General features: G+C 49.4%; 9 protein-coding genes. 6 read left to right on the top strand and 3 right to left on the bottom strand.

The annotated features are described in order from the left end of the window. Window positions 1-299: 299 nt before the first annotated feature. The gene (locus AC0QH1_RS02885) at window positions 300-3431 is read right to left on the bottom strand and encodes an SNF2-related protein (RefSeq protein WP_324629307.1); all 3132 of its coding nucleotides are present in this window, start codon (window positions 3429-3431) and stop codon (window positions 300-302) included. A gap of 397 nt (window positions 3432-3828) precedes the next feature. Between AC0QH1_RS02885 and AC0QH1_RS02880 the strand changes: the two genes are divergently transcribed. The 3 genes from AC0QH1_RS02880 (at window position 3829) to thrB (ending at window position 7463) form a co-directional block, all read left to right on the top strand. Further along, on the top strand, window positions 3829-4680 hold the full coding sequence (locus tag AC0QH1_RS02880) for a 3'-5' exonuclease (RefSeq protein WP_324629305.1): 852 nt from the start codon (window positions 3829-3831) through the stop codon (window positions 4678-4680). A gap of 229 nt (window positions 4681-4909) precedes the next feature. Continuing rightward, the gene (locus AC0QH1_RS02875) at window positions 4910-5914 is read left to right on the top strand and encodes a hypothetical protein (RefSeq protein ID WP_324629304.1); all 1005 of its coding nucleotides are present in this window, start codon (window positions 4910-4912) and stop codon (window positions 5912-5914) included. A 562-nt stretch (window positions 5915-6476) separates the two neighbouring features. Continuing rightward, the gene (gene thrB, locus AC0QH1_RS02870; RefSeq protein WP_324629303.1) at window positions 6477-7463 is read left to right on the top strand and encodes a homoserine kinase; all 987 of its coding nucleotides are present in this window, start codon (window positions 6477-6479) and stop codon (window positions 7461-7463) included. A gap of 94 nt (window positions 7464-7557) precedes the next feature. On the opposite strand, the gene metX is transcribed toward thrB, so the two are convergent. Together metX and AC0QH1_RS02860 are read right to left on the bottom strand one after the other, a co-directional pair. Then, window positions 7558-8670: a homoserine O-acetyltransferase MetX gene (gene metX / locus AC0QH1_RS02865; protein ID WP_324629302.1), complete on the bottom strand. Its 1113-nt coding sequence runs from the start codon at window positions 8668-8670 to the stop codon at window positions 7558-7560. Window positions 8671-9015: 345 nt separating this feature from the next. Then, window positions 9016-10317 (bottom strand): O-acetylhomoserine aminocarboxypropyltransferase/cysteine synthase family protein, encoded by a 1302-nt coding sequence (locus tag AC0QH1_RS02860; RefSeq protein WP_324629301.1) that lies wholly within the window; start codon window positions 10315-10317, stop codon window positions 9016-9018. Window positions 10318-10885: 568 nt separating this feature from the next. On the opposite strand from AC0QH1_RS02860, the gene AC0QH1_RS02855 reads away from it, so the two are divergent. From AC0QH1_RS02855 to AC0QH1_RS02845, 3 genes are all read left to right on the top strand, one after another. Continuing rightward, a complete protein-coding gene (locus AC0QH1_RS02855) occupies window positions 10886-11365 on the top strand; it encodes a hypothetical protein (protein WP_324629300.1) in 480 nt (159 codons plus the stop codon). 519 nt (window positions 11366-11884) lie between these two features. Next, window positions 11885-15154 carry an ATP-binding protein gene (locus AC0QH1_RS02850; RefSeq protein ID WP_324629299.1) on the top strand — a complete coding sequence of 1090 codons (3270 nt, stop codon included), beginning with the start codon at window positions 11885-11887 and terminating at the stop codon, window positions 15152-15154. After that, a complete protein-coding gene (locus AC0QH1_RS02845; RefSeq protein ID WP_324629298.1) occupies window positions 15154-15579 on the top strand; it encodes a DUF7680 family protein in 426 nt (141 codons plus the stop codon). The genes AC0QH1_RS02850 and AC0QH1_RS02845 overlap by 1 nt, the downstream gene beginning before the upstream one ends. Window positions 15580-15753 lie beyond the last annotated feature (174 nt).

Genomic DNA, 15753 nt, shown 5'->3' with positions numbered 1-15753 from the left:
GAGAACCGATACCGCCTCTGTGTCAATCCGATGCCATTTGGACCGATGCTTGGTTGCGAGACCGAGGATTGCGTTAAGTCTGGATGGAGAGAGGCGATCGGGATTATCGGTTGTACTCTTATCCTCACAAATGGATGATGCCTGATTATTTTTTCAACCCAATAGGATAGCATTTTTCAGGCATTTGTCTTAGAGATGCTTGTGGATTTACGCCCCTTTGTTCGGGGTCTGGGGGGATGCAAACTCTAACATCCCGAGGGAAGAATGGTAGAATATCCCCCCTTGAGGAGGGATGAAACTTACCAATCTAAAGCTTTTTGAGCTTCTGCAAAAATTTTATCGGCAAACTCTGGATTTTCCTGCATCACTCGAAATAAACTGGGAAGTTTGTCCGAATTTTTCTTAAGAAAATCTTCTTCAGCTTGGGGAATGCGCCCTACCAAGTAAATTAACTTTTCCTCATCTAGATCGAGAACTTGTGCTAAAGAACGAATCGCATCTTCGCTGGGCGCATATTCTGCTTTTTCATTTTCTAGTCTAGAGAGATAAGAATAATCCAGATTCACCAAACAAGCAAGTTCTCTCAGGGTGTACCCTTTTGTCTTTCTGGCTTGCCGGATTGTTTTACCAAATGTCGGTTCTGCCAAATCTTCTTGGGATTGCTTAGCTTCATTATTCCCAGTTTTTCCTTGGATTTCAACCCATCCTATCAGTTGACTGGAAAATCCTCCTTGAGTTGGAGTTAGTCCTTGATATTGCAGTTCTCGATTGAGGGTGGGTTCCAAATAATCTTGCAGCAACCGTTGACGGTCTGACACTTTTAAAACGGGTAACGTTGGGGTTTGTAATAAAATATCATCCCCTTGATGTTCTATGGTAGGAATCCGTTTGCCATTTGGATCGATCGCCAACGACTTGAGAACAAATCGCTGTTCTCCTTTTTTGCCTTGGATCTCTATTAACCACCAGGTCAAAATGGCTGATGTCCCATCATCATCGGCGATCGCAACTCCGAGTTCTTCAGGAGGGAGATTTTGCCACCGTTGCAGTTCTTGTTGCAGAAGGGGGTGATCCAGACCCATCAGATCCACATCGTCGCGATCGCGTGCGATTTCTCGACTGGTGGTAAACCGCAAGATTTTCTCTCCACTCTCGCTGTAAATATCAAAAATTTCATCATCGACGCGCTTGATGGTTCGTTTCTTATCCTCCACAGCAGAAATCAAAAAGCGCACTAACCGATCCATCCCAGCTTTCACATCGGACAAGGGTTTATATTCATCAATGCTAAATCCTTCAATATCTTGGAATAATTCAAATACAACTTTTCGCGCTTCTGCTGCATTCCTTAAAGCGGTTGCTAGTTCGTGTTTAGTTCGTTTTAACTCTGGATCTGAAAGTGCTTCCTGATAGAGGCGATCGTAACTGATGCGTTCGGAAAGCTGGCCTAAAATTTGAGAGCGAAAATCTTCAGCAATGTTACCGCGATCGTCCACTTTACCCACACCCTGGGCAATCTCTTTTAGTTTCTCATTCAAGAGTAAAAAGATTTTTCCTTCAATGGTATCGGATAAAACCAAATGGTAAACTTGTGCTGTATCATTTTGTCCATACCGATGAATCCGCCCTATTCGCTGTTCGATATCCATTGGGTTCCAAGGGAGGTCAAAGTTAAATAAAATGCGGGCAAACTGCAAGTTAATTCCTTCTCGTCCTGCTGCAGTACAAATTAACACTTTCGGGCCATCTTTTTGACGGAACTTGCGTTCTGCGGCGAGTTTACTTGCGCGATCGCCACCCCGAAGCACCACCACACCCTGACCTGGATAAGCCGCTTCTATTTCTCGTTCTATCGAGTTAACAGTTCCTAAATACGTTGCAAAAATGACAATTTTTTCCTGTGGATTTTCATGCCATAACTTGCCCAGAGCATAAAGGAGTTTTTCAACCTTAGTCTCTGTCTGTTCCGGAAAATACTTGAGAAGGTAATGAATGCGATCGCGTTCTTCTGGTAGTGCTAAGTTGACAACAGATACGGCAGCATCCTCTCCACTATCTGCAGCTAATTTACTGCTGTAAGCATCTGCCGCAATTTCTAATTCAGAATTATCAATTTTTTTGAGAATTCTGTGCTTCCAATCGGCAAAAAGCCGATCCGCTTCACTGCGGCTAATAGGGTCATCACCGAGATGATGCTCAGCCCGAATTAATTGTTTGGCTTCCTCATATAGTTTTTCTCGTTTATCAATATCGAGAGCTTGGTCATATAAAATTCCTTCGTGAATCGTCAGCGTCAGCAACCGACGTTGTAGAGTGCGGCGGACTGCTGCAAAACTCGATGCGGCAATTTTTTGAAAAATTGCCATAACAAAGCCTAGTGCCCGTCCTTGATTTCCTTGGTTTTTTGCTAGGGCAAAACCATCTTCTAAATAGGTTCGCAGTTCCCGGTAAAACCGGCGTTTTGAGTTTGACATCACGAACGCTTCTGTAACCACCTGACGGCGGGCAAATAATAATGAACCATCGGCTTTGCAAGCATCGGCTTTAGTACGCCGAAAGATGATAGCGTTCAGACGATGGCGATTTTCTACCATGTCTTCTGGATTGGTGAATAAGGTATAATTTAAAAGCTGAACCAACATCCAAAACCGAAACCGATCGCCTTGGTGGGGAGTGGCTGAGAGTAACAATAAATCGCGGGTTTTATCTTTGAGCATCTCAGCCAATTTGTATTTTTGGGTCTTGCGTACTTTACTGCCGCTTTTAGAGGCAGTGAGGTGATGAGCTTCGTCAAATACGACTAAATCCCAAGCGGGCGCAGTCTGAAGTTTTTTCAGACGTTTTGCCATTTTCAAACTATCGATACTCGCAATCAGACGATCGTGTTTGGCAAAGGCATTCGATTTGCGATCGCTCACATCCCCTTCGCTGCCAAATACCTCAAACCCTAAATTAAACACTTCATTTAATTCATAATGCCAGTTGTTCACCAATCCCGCTGTAACCACCATCAGCGCCCGTTTCATTTCACCGCGACTCGCGAGTTCTCGCAAAATTAAAGCAGTTTCAATTGTTTTACCCAAACCTACTTCGTCAGCAATCAGGAATCGTCGAGGACTGGCGGTAGCAATGCGATGGGTTAATACAATTTGGTGAGGCAGTAAGTCAATTTTTGCCGCCGTCAGGGAGGCAGCACTTTCCATTAGTGGCAGGAAATGCGCTTGATAGACTAACCAAATTTGTCGCATGCGTTCCCAGGTTCCCTTAACCCCCTCAATAATGGGCTGATTGCGGGAGAGTTGAGGGCGGACAGAAGCGATCGCAACTTGCTTTTCCCCACTTCCAAAAAATGCCCGCACGTATCCCTCGCGTGGCGGTTCGATGACGACCCCATCCCCAAATTCACTATGGGAGACCTCGATCCGGCTCAATGGCTTCAATCGCTTTCAGCAAATCGCCGGAAGGATAGGTAATCTTCAAAAATTCTCGAGCCGGAATCTGAGTGGCTCAAGTCTTGTTATCGTTTGCCAGTTCAATAGCAGTGCCCTTGAGCCGCTTGCCCTGAAACTCTTTCCTTAAGGTTAGACCCAACATCTCCTTACCTCCTCAATTACGCCCTTGCTTTCTTTATATTGTGCATATTGTGCCGAAACGAGGTCAATTTCTCGGCAGCACCCTTAAATTTCGCGACCCGCCCAGCGCGGCTGGGGGGAATGCCGAGGGGACGCTTCGCGAGTTTGTTGTTTTATTATGCCACAGTTTGTTATTTTAAGCCACAGATGCTAGAGTAATGTTGTTCATTTATACAACACCTCTCCAGGAGGCTCTATGGTGGACTCAAAAAATCCCCCAAACCCAGAAACCACGACGCTCCCAGCTAATCCAGTTCAACACCTGACTCAGGAGCCACCCGTAGATCGGGTTTTGATTGTGGACACCGAGACAACAGATTTGGATATTCAACGCGGACAAGTCATTGAGGTGGGAGCGATCTTGTATTCTGTCAAGCATCGGACGGCTCTCCAGGAATGCTCCACTCTCATCCCTGCCGACAGCAATCCAGCAGCGCATATCAACCGGATAAAGGAAACTGCATTACGAAATATAACTGTTGAACTCACCCATAGAGGGTTGGCAATGCTGACGGATATGGCGCGAGAGGCCGAATTAGTAGTGGCACACAATGCACAGTTCGATAAAAAATGGTTTGGCCTTCCTAAAAATGACGAGATCCCAATCCCCACCTTATTCAATGCCAACGGTCAGCCGCTCTCTTGGGTTTGCACCTGTCACGACTTTGAATGGCCGAAGCAAACACGACCCGGTCAGTCCCTCGTCCATTTGGCTCTCGCACACGATATTGGGGTCTCTACAGCACATCGAGCGCTAACCGATTGCCAACTGATTGCAGCCCTATTTGACCGCATGGAAAATTTAGAAGAAATGTTTGAACGAGCCTTGAGGCCCAAAGCACGCTTCAAGGCTGTGGTTTCTTATGATGATAGAAATTTAGCCAAACAAGCAGGATTCCAATGGTTTGACGAGCGCAAAAGCTGGGAGAGGATTATGGCTGTGGAGGATAGTCAGCGACTTCCTTTCGGAGTTCAGCAACTCGAACAAACCGAGTTTATCGCTCGCCAATTAGGGCATTTAAAGCCAAACACTTCCTTTCCGAGTTAAGCAACTCGGACAAACCGAGTTTATCGCTCGCCAATTAGGGCATTTAAAGTGTTCTGCCATCGTTAGGATCCCAATGGTTTCATAAAACTTAGGCCGATGGAGCGATCTACAGAGGGGAGAGGACTGACAAGGATGGGGATCCTGAAAAATAGGAGAGGCGATCGCCTCTTGCCATTCTCGACTCCGCACACCCTCATTTTTTGGCGGTTGAGAAGATTGGCAATCTGTAATGTTTGCGGGATGGGTCGATCTCAGAAAATGTTATTCTCACCGGGAAAATCACCACCCTAAATCGGGACAATCGAGTAAAAGCCCATCCCTCGATCGCGCGGCGATCGCAAATAAGATAAAATCCTTTGACAACCGAACACAATTAACGGGCACTTACCCAATGGGGACGGAACGCTGGCTATTTCTTCTTGGATTCGCGCTATTACTCGCCTTCGGTGGCGCGTGGGGTTTAGTGGTAGTGGAGATAGATGCTTTCAGTGCGGTGGTGGAGGATGCTTTCCGTGTGGGAGTTGAGGATGCTTTCAGTGCGAAAGTGGCCCTCTCCTTACCCGTGGGTTTGGTGGTATTTTGGCCGATCGCGCAGCATTTGGCAAAAGGTCCATTCGGTTCCGGGGGCCCGAGAAGAACCTGCACCACTGCCTTTGCGATTAAATTTCTCACCGGCGCTGCAGCGATCGTCAGCGCGATCGCCACGGTAGTCGCGGCGATCGTGGCGATCGTCAAGGGGTTTCGCGGAGTGGAAACCAGCGCGTGGATGTGGGCGGGATTTGCCAAACAGGGATTGGGGTTAGCCCTGTCATTCCTGCTGTTAGCGGTGGCGTTTCATTTACTCTTGCGGGTTTTGGTGAAAAAACTCGGCGGCGCAAAAATTGATATCCTGTACTTAGGATGGGCCGGATCTGCCGCCTTAGCGTTTGGTGCCGCGATCGCATCCGAGAGCTGGGTGGGACAGTTGGCGGAAAACAACGTCACGGATAGAACCACGATCGCGGCGGCGATCGCGGCGGTGGCGATCGGATATTTTTGGGTGCAAATCTTAGGTGCCACCCCCAGAGAGCGCAAAGTGGTGCAATCCGATGCCTTAATTACCGCCATGCTGGCGATCGCTGTGGCTGTGTTATTCTGGGCGGTTGGTTCTGCAGCCTTTCCCTTAGCCATTGGGATATTAGCCTGGATTGGAGCTTGGGCGATCGACAAAGAGAATAAAAATCGCAAATTTTAAAGGTAAGTGGTGACGCTCTCATGTCAAGATAAGAATATGTAGCGGCGGCACTCTAACATGCCGTGCCACTTTGCCCCGAAAGCCAATACATTTAATTTGCAATAGGGGATAAAATTTACCACTCAGGAGTGATGACGTTGCGCCAGAGACATCCGTCATTATCTTTAAAGAAGGCGAGCCTCAGAGGCACGCTTGCGTATTTGTCCTCGGTCATTTGTCCTCGGTCACTTGTCCTTGATTATTGCTGCAGTTGTTAAGTTCGGTAGGCAAAAGAATTTGCATCCTTGGTTACTCATAAAAAACTGGCAATTATTGGAGCGCCGCGTTTCAATCCTCCGATTGAGGCTTTCCGTCACCTCAGCGGGCATCAATCTCCAAGAAATGGCTGGGAGAGGTGGGGGGAGTCCAACGCCGATGGAACGGCAATCCGAGTTCAAAGTAGCGCCTAGAGTTCCCTTGAAATGTCAAGGGGATTTAGTCAATTTACCTGGCAGGAATTACCCATTAAAATATGCAATCTAGATGTTATGCGCCTCAGCGCCTCTCTCCTGAGAATTCTTTCATGTCTTCTACTGAGTCTGTTATCCTCAGCGTACCGGCGACCACTGCGAACCTCGGACCGGGGTTTGACTGTATCGGAGCCGCATTAGCGCTGTACAATCGGTTTAAATTTTCCCACCTGGATGCGGATCTGCCCGCCGATCGCTCCCTGTTCGTTTCCGTCAAAGGTTTAGAAGCCGATCGCGTCAGTACCGACGCCACCAACTTGGTTTATAAATCCTTTGTCAAATTGTACGACTACATCGGCGAAGCGCCGCCGCCGTTACACCTCGAAATCGAACTGGGCGTGCCGTTAGCCAGAGGATTGGGCAGTTCCGCCACCGCGATCGCCGGGGGATTAATGGGTGCCAATTATCTCGCCGGCTTGCCCTTACCCCAACAGGAGGTGATCCGACTGGCGATCGCGATGGAAAAACACCCAGATAACGTCGTCCCCGCCCTATTGGGAGGCTGTCGTTTAGCCGCGCAAGATTGTCGCAACGGGAAAAACTCCCTTAGTCCACACTGGGAGATTTGCGAAATTCCTTGGCATCCCGAAGTGGTACCGGTGGTGGCGATTCCGGATTTTGAACTCTCCACGGAAAAAGCGCGCAACGTCTTACCGCAGCACTACACTCGGGCCGATGCTATTTTCAACACCGCCCATTTAGGGTTATTGTTGCGCGGATTGGAAACCGGGAACGGGAAGTGGTTGCGCGTGGCGATGGGCGATCGCATCCATCAGCCTTACCGACAAGCGTTAATTCCGGGATATCAAACCGTATATGAAGCCGCCTTAGATGCCGGTGCCTATGGATTGGCCATTAGCGGTGCAGGCCCGACGTTACTGGCGCTCAGCCCTGCAGGGAAAGCCGATACGGTGGCGATCGCCATGCAGGAAACCTGGCAAGAGTGCGGTGTGCTCGCCCAGGCAAAAGCCGTTACCCTCGACCCCCACGGAACCCGCTGTGTGGCGTCAAACTCCTTGCATCCCAAACCGCTTTCTTGAGTCACGTGACCCGCGCCGGGTGAGTCATCCGGGCGGCGCAGGGGAAACAAACCCGTGGGACGGATTCACAGCGGCGTCCCACATTCCCCGGCATTCAATTCTCCAAGCGCCAGATCGGAGTCAGTCCCTTTCTGGAGTGGTTGCGGCGATGCCAGTGCAGTTCTCGCGTGCGAAAGTCGAACACCATATTGTTGAGATGCTCCATTTCGATGAGAAACGCATCGTGACCGTGGGGAGAATGCAACCACGCCAGTTTGGCATTCGGCAAATAGGAAGCGAGTTCTTGTTGTTCCGTGGGGGGATAGAGAACGTCGGAGTCAATGGAGACGATTAGGGCCGGTTGTTGGATACTGGCCAATGCTTGGTGATAATCCCCCACCCCGCGCGACACATCGTGGGCGTCCATTGCGTGGGAGAGGGTGATGTAGGTATTGGCATCAAAGCGTTTGAGGAATTTTTCTCCTTGGTATTGCAGATAGCTCGAGATTGCGAAGCGTCCATCCTCTTGTTTTTCCCTGCCGCATTTTTGCTCGAAACTCGGCCAAGAGCGATAGGTACACATGGCCATCATCCGCGCTGCAGCCATTCCCGAGGCGGGAGGTTGTTCGATGGTGTAATAGCCTTCTCGCCAGTGGGGGTCGGCATAGATGGTTTGTCGCTGCGCTTCGCCTAACGCCATCGCCCAGGCAGAGTGACGCCCACAAGCGGCAATCGAGGCGATCGCTTCCACTTTTTCCGGGTAAAGCGCCGCCCATTCTAGCACCTGCATGCCCCCCAAACTGCCCCCGATCGCCAGTTGCACTGTTTCTACGCCTAGGGTTTCCAGCAGCGCCTCCTGTACCCGCACCATATCCCGAATCGTAATCCGGGGAAAATCCGGCCCGTAGGGACAGCCCGTGGTGGGATTCACCGAGATCGGACCAGTGGTGCCGTAACAACTGCCCAATACGTTGCTGCAAATAATGAAATCTCGCTCTGGATCCAGGGCTTTCCCCGGTCCGATCAAGGGTTCCCACCACCGATCCGCATCCGCCCACCCGGTCAAGGCATGGCAAATCACCACCGCATTATCTCCGGTGGCATTGAGTTCTCCCCAGGTTCGATAGGCCACTTGCACCCCCATCAGGACTTCTCCCGATTCGAGGATGACGGGCCGGGGAAGTTCGCAAAACTGCGTTTCCGGGGAAATAAACCATTGGTACTTCATAATTTTTTCTTCTTTCGCGATCGCCTCATTGCTATGAAAGCGCACCCAGCGCTAGACATACATCGGCCTTCGTGCGCTGTCATATTTTAACTCTGCTAGGGTAAAGCTTTACCCCAGATTTTTTTAGATTTTACTTCAATACTTTCCCGCGTGCATCTTTTTTTTTGTGGTGTAGGACACACACTTATTTTCTTTTAACCCTCTTCCCTCGCCTTCAGGCTTTACCGTCCGAGAGCAACTTGGGACTAGCAGCGCTCCTGCGCCGCTAGCCTATTTTAGCACAAACCAACTAAGCCACATTTTGGTGGCGATCGTCGCACCATTTAACCCAACAGCCTGTCAGGGTTAACCGTTAAAGGCGCGATCGAAATCTTCCTTGATGTCATCAATATGTTCGATTCCCACCGCAACCCGAATCATATCCGGCGTCACGCCAGAAGTCGCTTGTTCTGCTTCAGAAAGCTGCTGGTGAGTGGTCGAAGCTGGATGAATCACCAAGGTTTTCGCATCGCCTACGTTGGCCAAATGACTGGCTAAATTGACCTTATTGATAAAGGCACGTCCGGCTTCCATTCCACCTTTAATGCCAAAATTCAACACGCAGCCAAAGCCATTTCGCAGGTATTTTTTCGCCCGTTCGTGATAGGGATTATCTTCGAGTCCGGCATATTTAACCCAAGTGACTTGGGGATGTTTCGACAACCAGCGCGCCAGTTCCAACGCATTATCGGCTTGACGCTGGACGCGCAGGGACAGGGTTTCTAATCCCTGCAACAATAAGAAGGCATTAAACGGACTCATCGCCGGTCCGATGTCGCGCAATCCTTCCACCCGGGCGCGAATGATAAAGGCAATATTGCCAAACTGACTTTGCGGCCCGAAGGTTTCGTAGAAATTTAACCCATGATAGCCGGGAGAGGGTTCGGTAAATACCGGGAATTTCCCATTTCCCCAGTCAAATTTACCCGAATCGACGATAACCCCACCAATAGAAGTTCCGTGCCCGCCAATCCATTTGGTCGCGGATTCGGTGACGATATCGGCTCCATGTTCGATGGGTCTGCATAAATAGCCGCCACAACCAAAGGTGTTGTCTACAACCAGGGGAATTCCGTTTTCGTGGGCAATGTGGGATAACAGGGCAAAATCGGGAATATTGCACTCCGGATTGCCGATGGTTTCCACATAAAGCGCTTTCGTGTTTTTGTCGATCGCTTTGCGAAATCCTTCCGGGTCATCCCCTTCTACAAATTTTACGTCGATCCCCAATCGCGGAAAGGCGACTTTAAATTGGTTGTAGGTTCCGCCATACAGAAAACTGGTGGAGACGATGTTATCTCCCGCAGAGCAAATCGTGCTGAGGGCTAAAAATTGCGCGGCTTGCCCGCTGGCGGTGGCTAATCCCATTACTCCCCCCTCTAACGCTGCGATCCGCTTCTCGAAGACGTCAGTGGTGGGGTTCATGATCCGGGTGTAAATATTCCCGAATTCTTGCAAGGCAAACAGGCGCGCTCCGTGATCCGCGTCGTCGAAGACGTAAGAGGTGGTTTGGTAAATCGGAACGGCGCGGGCATTCGTCCCTGGTGCCGGTTCTTGGCCGGCGTGAACTTGGAGGGTTTCAAAGCGGTAATTGGGTTCTTGGCTCATAAACCTTCAAACTTCCTCAACTTTCGGTGGATTTTCACAAATTGAAACGCAATTTCAGATCGGGCGCAGATGCAAAGCCCCTGGCGAGTTTTGCCCATCCCACACCAGACTCAAAATGGTGTACCGCATTATACCTCTAAATGTCGGGTGAAAAACCGGTTTTTTAAAAAACTTAATATTTAAACCGGGTAAATTGCCACCTGCGGGCGATCGCACCAGTTGCTCTTGTTACAATTTTACTCATTTTGAACCTCGTTAAATTCATACCTGCGTTAGGGGATTTTTTCTGCAAAATTCGATAAATTTAACTAAGATTACCGGATTGTTTACCCCCGTTATTCATTTCTGTCACCCCCAGAACAATCTACTTTTGATTTCCGGTGACTTATGACTTGAACTGGTCACTTCTGAAGTGGGAAATAATCGGATGAATGGGGAGGAAAAATAGCGATCGCCTCCCTCCCGGTTTCCGATTTCAACCCCACCCCGAGAACGGCAATTCGCCAAAATTCCAAAAATTGCATAGCTACGGTTGTAGCCATAATAGAGAAAAATTTCCGAGGTGGCAATGGGGGTAAAAACGGTGAGGCGATCGCGCAGTTTAGTTTCGCAGTATATCCCGATGTTAAAACAAATAACCACCCTTGCACTCTCTGGTATTTTGGCTTGTGGAGTCTCTGCATTGCCTGCATCAGCACTTCCCACACCGAACGAAAATGGAGACTATGGAAGAACCTCCCATCGCTATTGGAAGGTCGTCGATCCCGATCCCAATGGGTTGAACTGTCGCATGGGTCGATATTCTTATCCCGCGATCGCGAGTCCGAGAAGCGACGTGACCCTGGATATTCTCAACTGGTCCCCAGTGGGCACCCTCGATCGCGGGGAGCGCTTTGAAATCGAACTCGGCCCGGCGGGATTTGGCATTCTTACCGATACCCGAGGGAAACCCTGGTTTTATGTTAGAAGAAGTTTCGGGGAGTATTCCACGAGCTGTTGTTTCGTTCGCGCCAATAGTTCGTTTGTGGTGCCGGTAGAACGCCCATAGAGGGGTGCCACCCGGAATCCGCACAGACCCCCAGGGGCGATCGCATCCCCTTTAGCTTTCCATAGCATAAACTTGCTGCCGGTGAGGGCATAGGTTGCGAAATTGTCTTAATTTTTGAGATAACTTTACCTAGACCCGCGAGGGGGACTTGCGGGGGGCGCAAGGCGATCGCCCATGCGTTGACCCATGTGGTACAGCACAGGGGCGGGCGGTGCCCTATCGCACATAAATAGCTATACGAAAAGCCAGCAAAAACCCACTCTCCGAATGGTTCGACTCCCAGCGCCAGGGCATCCAACAGCTCATCGATGACTCGGTGCAGTCTTCGAGCATCAGCGCCCTCACAGAACTCACGAAAGTCAGGGACGATCGCCTGCGGGTCACACTCCTCTGAGAAAAAATCAGAGGAGTTTATTAAATTTTATTTAATCATAGCATGGCAGCGATCGCAGATTGCGCTAAATTAGTAAATAACACTGGTGTATCCGTCCGTCTGTTATTGTTCGACCCCAAAAATCAATGCTGCAATCCATCTTTAAAACTTGTCATCCTCGCGAGGAAATTCTATCAGGGGAACTCAAACTCGATTTATTCGCTGCGAAACTGCGGTTGGTGGTGGAAGGCAAAGCGCCTTACGTTTACCAAGATGCCGATACTTTTTTTGCCAACACCTTTCCCACCGATGGCATCAAAACTCTGATTCGCGAAACCTTTACCCGGTTGAGCAAACAGGGGGCGGGGTCTCCTTTGATTCGCTTGGAAACCAGTTTTGGCGGGGGGAAAACCCACGATTTGATTGCCTTGTGGCACATTTGCAAGCAGGGACGGGCGATCGCCGGACTCGATCGCTTTACGGATTTGAACTTGATTCCCTCTCGTCCGATTCAAGTCGCTGCAGTGGATGGACGGGATTTAGACCCGGAACAAGGGATTTATCATGCGGATAGCGGCATCACCACTTATACCTTGTGGGGGGAAATTGCCTATCAAATCGGGGGAATTCCGGGATATGAATTGTTGCGCGGTAGCGATACCAGTGGCATCAGTCCCGGAACTTCGGTATTGGAACGGTTGATGGGAGGAGAACCCACTGCGATCGCTTTGGATGAAATCGCCCGGTATTTGCGATCGGCAAAAGCCAAAATTGTGGGGAAAAGCGACCTCGCCGAACAAGTGGTGGCATTTTTATTTTCTCTGATGGATTTAGCCGCCTCTTGTGACAATTTGGTGTTAATTTATTCCCTCGCTTCCATCTCCGATACCTTTGCGGCAGAAACCACCAATTTGCAAGAAGCGATACAGGCTGAGGCTGCTGTAGAAACGATGGATTTGCAGGAGGCAAGGCGTGCTTCGGCAAGGCAAGAACGGGTTTTAACTCCTTCTACGGATGTTGAAATTTATAACATTGTCAAACAGCGAATGTTTGTCAGCGTCAGCGAAGATGCGGCGCAACAAGCAGCAACGGAATATTTAAGTGCTTATCGCGGGAGTCGCCTGGATTTACCGGAAGGCTGTAAGGATGCCAGCTATTCCAAAGCGATCGCTCAAAGCTATCCATTTCACCCCGAACTGTTTAACCTGCTGACCAAAAAAATTGCCTCGATTCCCGAATTCCAAAAAACCCGGGGGGCGTTGCGTTTATTCGCGCAAGTGTTGCGGCATTTGTGGCAAAAACCGGAGGTTTGGATGCCGATGATTCACCCCCATCACATTCCCATCGGTTTAGATCGCGAGATTACCGATGATTTGACCTCGCGATTGCAACGTCCGCAAATGCGTCCCCCCATTGGTGCGGATATTTACAATCCCGATGGGAGACCCGCTTACGCACAAGTACAGGATGAGGAATGGCAAGTGGCGGGAAAACCTCCCTTTTCTACTTGGGTGACGCGGACGATTTTTCTGCATTCTCTAACCCAAGGCATTTCTTCCGGAATTCGCAAAGCAGAGTTAAATTTATCGTTATTAACTCCCAGTGTGGAAAGCGGGTTTATCGAGCGCGTTTTAGAGCGGATTTTGGCAGTGGCGTGGTATCTGGATTACGACCCGATCGCCAATTTAGCTCGATTTAAAGAAGAACCTTCCATCAATAAAATTATTACCGAAGAAAAAGAGCAAGTGGGACGCAGTGAAGCGAAAGCAGATTTGCGTCAGCGTCGCGATAGCATTTTTGCTAAAAAACTGTTCGATTTGGTGTCGAGTCCCGACAGTCCCTCGGATGTGGATGACAAACCCGATGAAGTGGTGTTATGTTTAATTGATTTTGACGAAACGACGGTTTCCAGTTCGATGGATGAAGCGCCGCCTTTGGTCGATCGCATTTTTAACAACACCGGAGAATCGGGTAAATTTCGCACCTACCGCAATCGCCTGCTGTTTTTAGTGGCGAACGATCGCGAATTAGAAACAGCGATGGAAAAAGCCCGAGAATATAAAGCGATTCACAATATCCTCAACAGTCAAAATCGCCTGCAAGATTTATCGGAAACTCAGCAAAAGCAACTGCGAGAAAAGCAAGGATCTGGGGATTTAGCGGTGCGGATGTCTCTGACGAATGCCTATCGACATTTATTCTATCCGTCCAACGATCCGGTGAAAGCGCCAAAAGGATTGATGCACTATACGCTTCCCGCCCAAGAAGAATCGAGTACGGTGAAGAATAACCAACAAGAAGTGATTTTAAAAGCGCTGAAAGATTGCGTCAAGATTCGCGGCGAGGATGCGAAACCGTTTGCCCCGGCTTTTATTTTACAAAAAGTGTGGCCTGCGGGGTTGGATTTTTGGACGACGAAAGCGCTACGGGATGCGTTTGCTAAAGATTTGAGCCTCAATATTCTCTTGGATGCAGAAGTGGCAATGTTGCGCGATACGATTCGTCAGGGATTGCAACAAGGAAGTTGGGATTTGAAGGTGGGAGAACGGTTGTTTATTAAAACCGATGAGGAGAAAATGCCGCTACCGGAGACGGTGGAATTTTCCGATCGCATGGTGTTGTATCGTCGGGGAATTCTGCAACCGCCTGCCCCGAAAACGATTGAATTGAGCGCTCAATTGTTGCCCAGTTCCGACGCGGAAAAACTGGTGCGAGTGCGGTGGCGGGCGAAAGGGGCGCTAACGGTGAGTTTGTATGCCAATGATGCCTTAGTTCGCAATGATTATCGCCCGTCGGACGAGTATGAAACGACGGTGAATCAACCTTGTCAGTTTCGCGTGGTGGCGGATTATGGGAATGGGGAAACTCTGGAACGAGAAACGATGGTTTCGCCCGAAGCAACGCGATCGCGCGTGCAAGAGTTTGGCGGTTCTCGCTATGCTGTAGAGGGGACGCAACCGAGTTTGTTCGAGGCAAAATCCCCGATTATCGAACTGGATGGGACGGTGAATGCGGTATTTGCCAAGTTGAGCGATCGCCTGTCTGATGATAAAGTAGCAACGATAGAATCCCTAACCATTGCGGTCGATCGCATCATGGACTATCGTAAATTGGGAACGGCGATCGCTCTATTGCAGCGGTTCCAACCCGATATCGACCAAACTGCAACGGTGCAAACCGGCGATCGGTTCGTGCGATTGGAATATCAAGGGCCAGTGGCAGGATTTATGGACTTTTTCCGGACGTTGAGCAATTTGCTGAATAGTCCTGAAGTGCAAGCAGAAGTCAACCTGAAAATTGCGATCGCATTTCAACCGGCGATCGTCCCAACGGGGTCAGAATTGGCTACAATTAAACAACATCTGGATCGCAATCCGGTTGAGCGTTTAATTTTAACCGCCAAAGTTACCTATTAATGCAAGAGTTTCAGTTACGAGTCGTCCCTACGGGAAATAATAACTTTGCCTTGGAGCTGTATCAATGCGCTTATAAAAAAGCGGGTTCCAAAAAGCGTCCAGCGGCGAGGCGCATGGGGCGGTTAAAAGGCAATGGGTTGGTGCTTGCCAAACAAGCGGTTTATACCGTTCTCAAGCAGAATCATTACGACCCAAACACTTTATCCGAAAAACGCCGAACTGCCTATGTTTTATCGGAAGAATCCGGGGTAAGTTTGGCAATTTTGTTCCAAGCGCTGCAACCGCTTTCCAAAACTGAGCGAATTGTCAAGATTACCGATGGGGTACTGGCAATGAGTAATGAGGAGGCGCATTATTGGTTTGGCAAAATTGCCAATGGCAATCGCTCAAATGCCTTGAAAGCGTTACGGATTTTGTTGAGTTAGGCGCGATCGCACTCACCCGAGGATCCGGCGGGGATTAAAATCCCCGCCTCATAGCTAAAGCCGGTTAAAAACCGGCTGAAAACGTTACGGTAAAAGGATTTCAGTCGGTTTCAACCGACTTGAGCTATTAGACGGGGGATTTATCCCCCGGCGGGTGTGGCTGGAGATGTTAAC

Source organism: Phormidium sp. CCY1219 (genome assembly GCF_055795085.1).
This window is presented reverse-complemented; position numbering and strand designations above follow the sequence as displayed.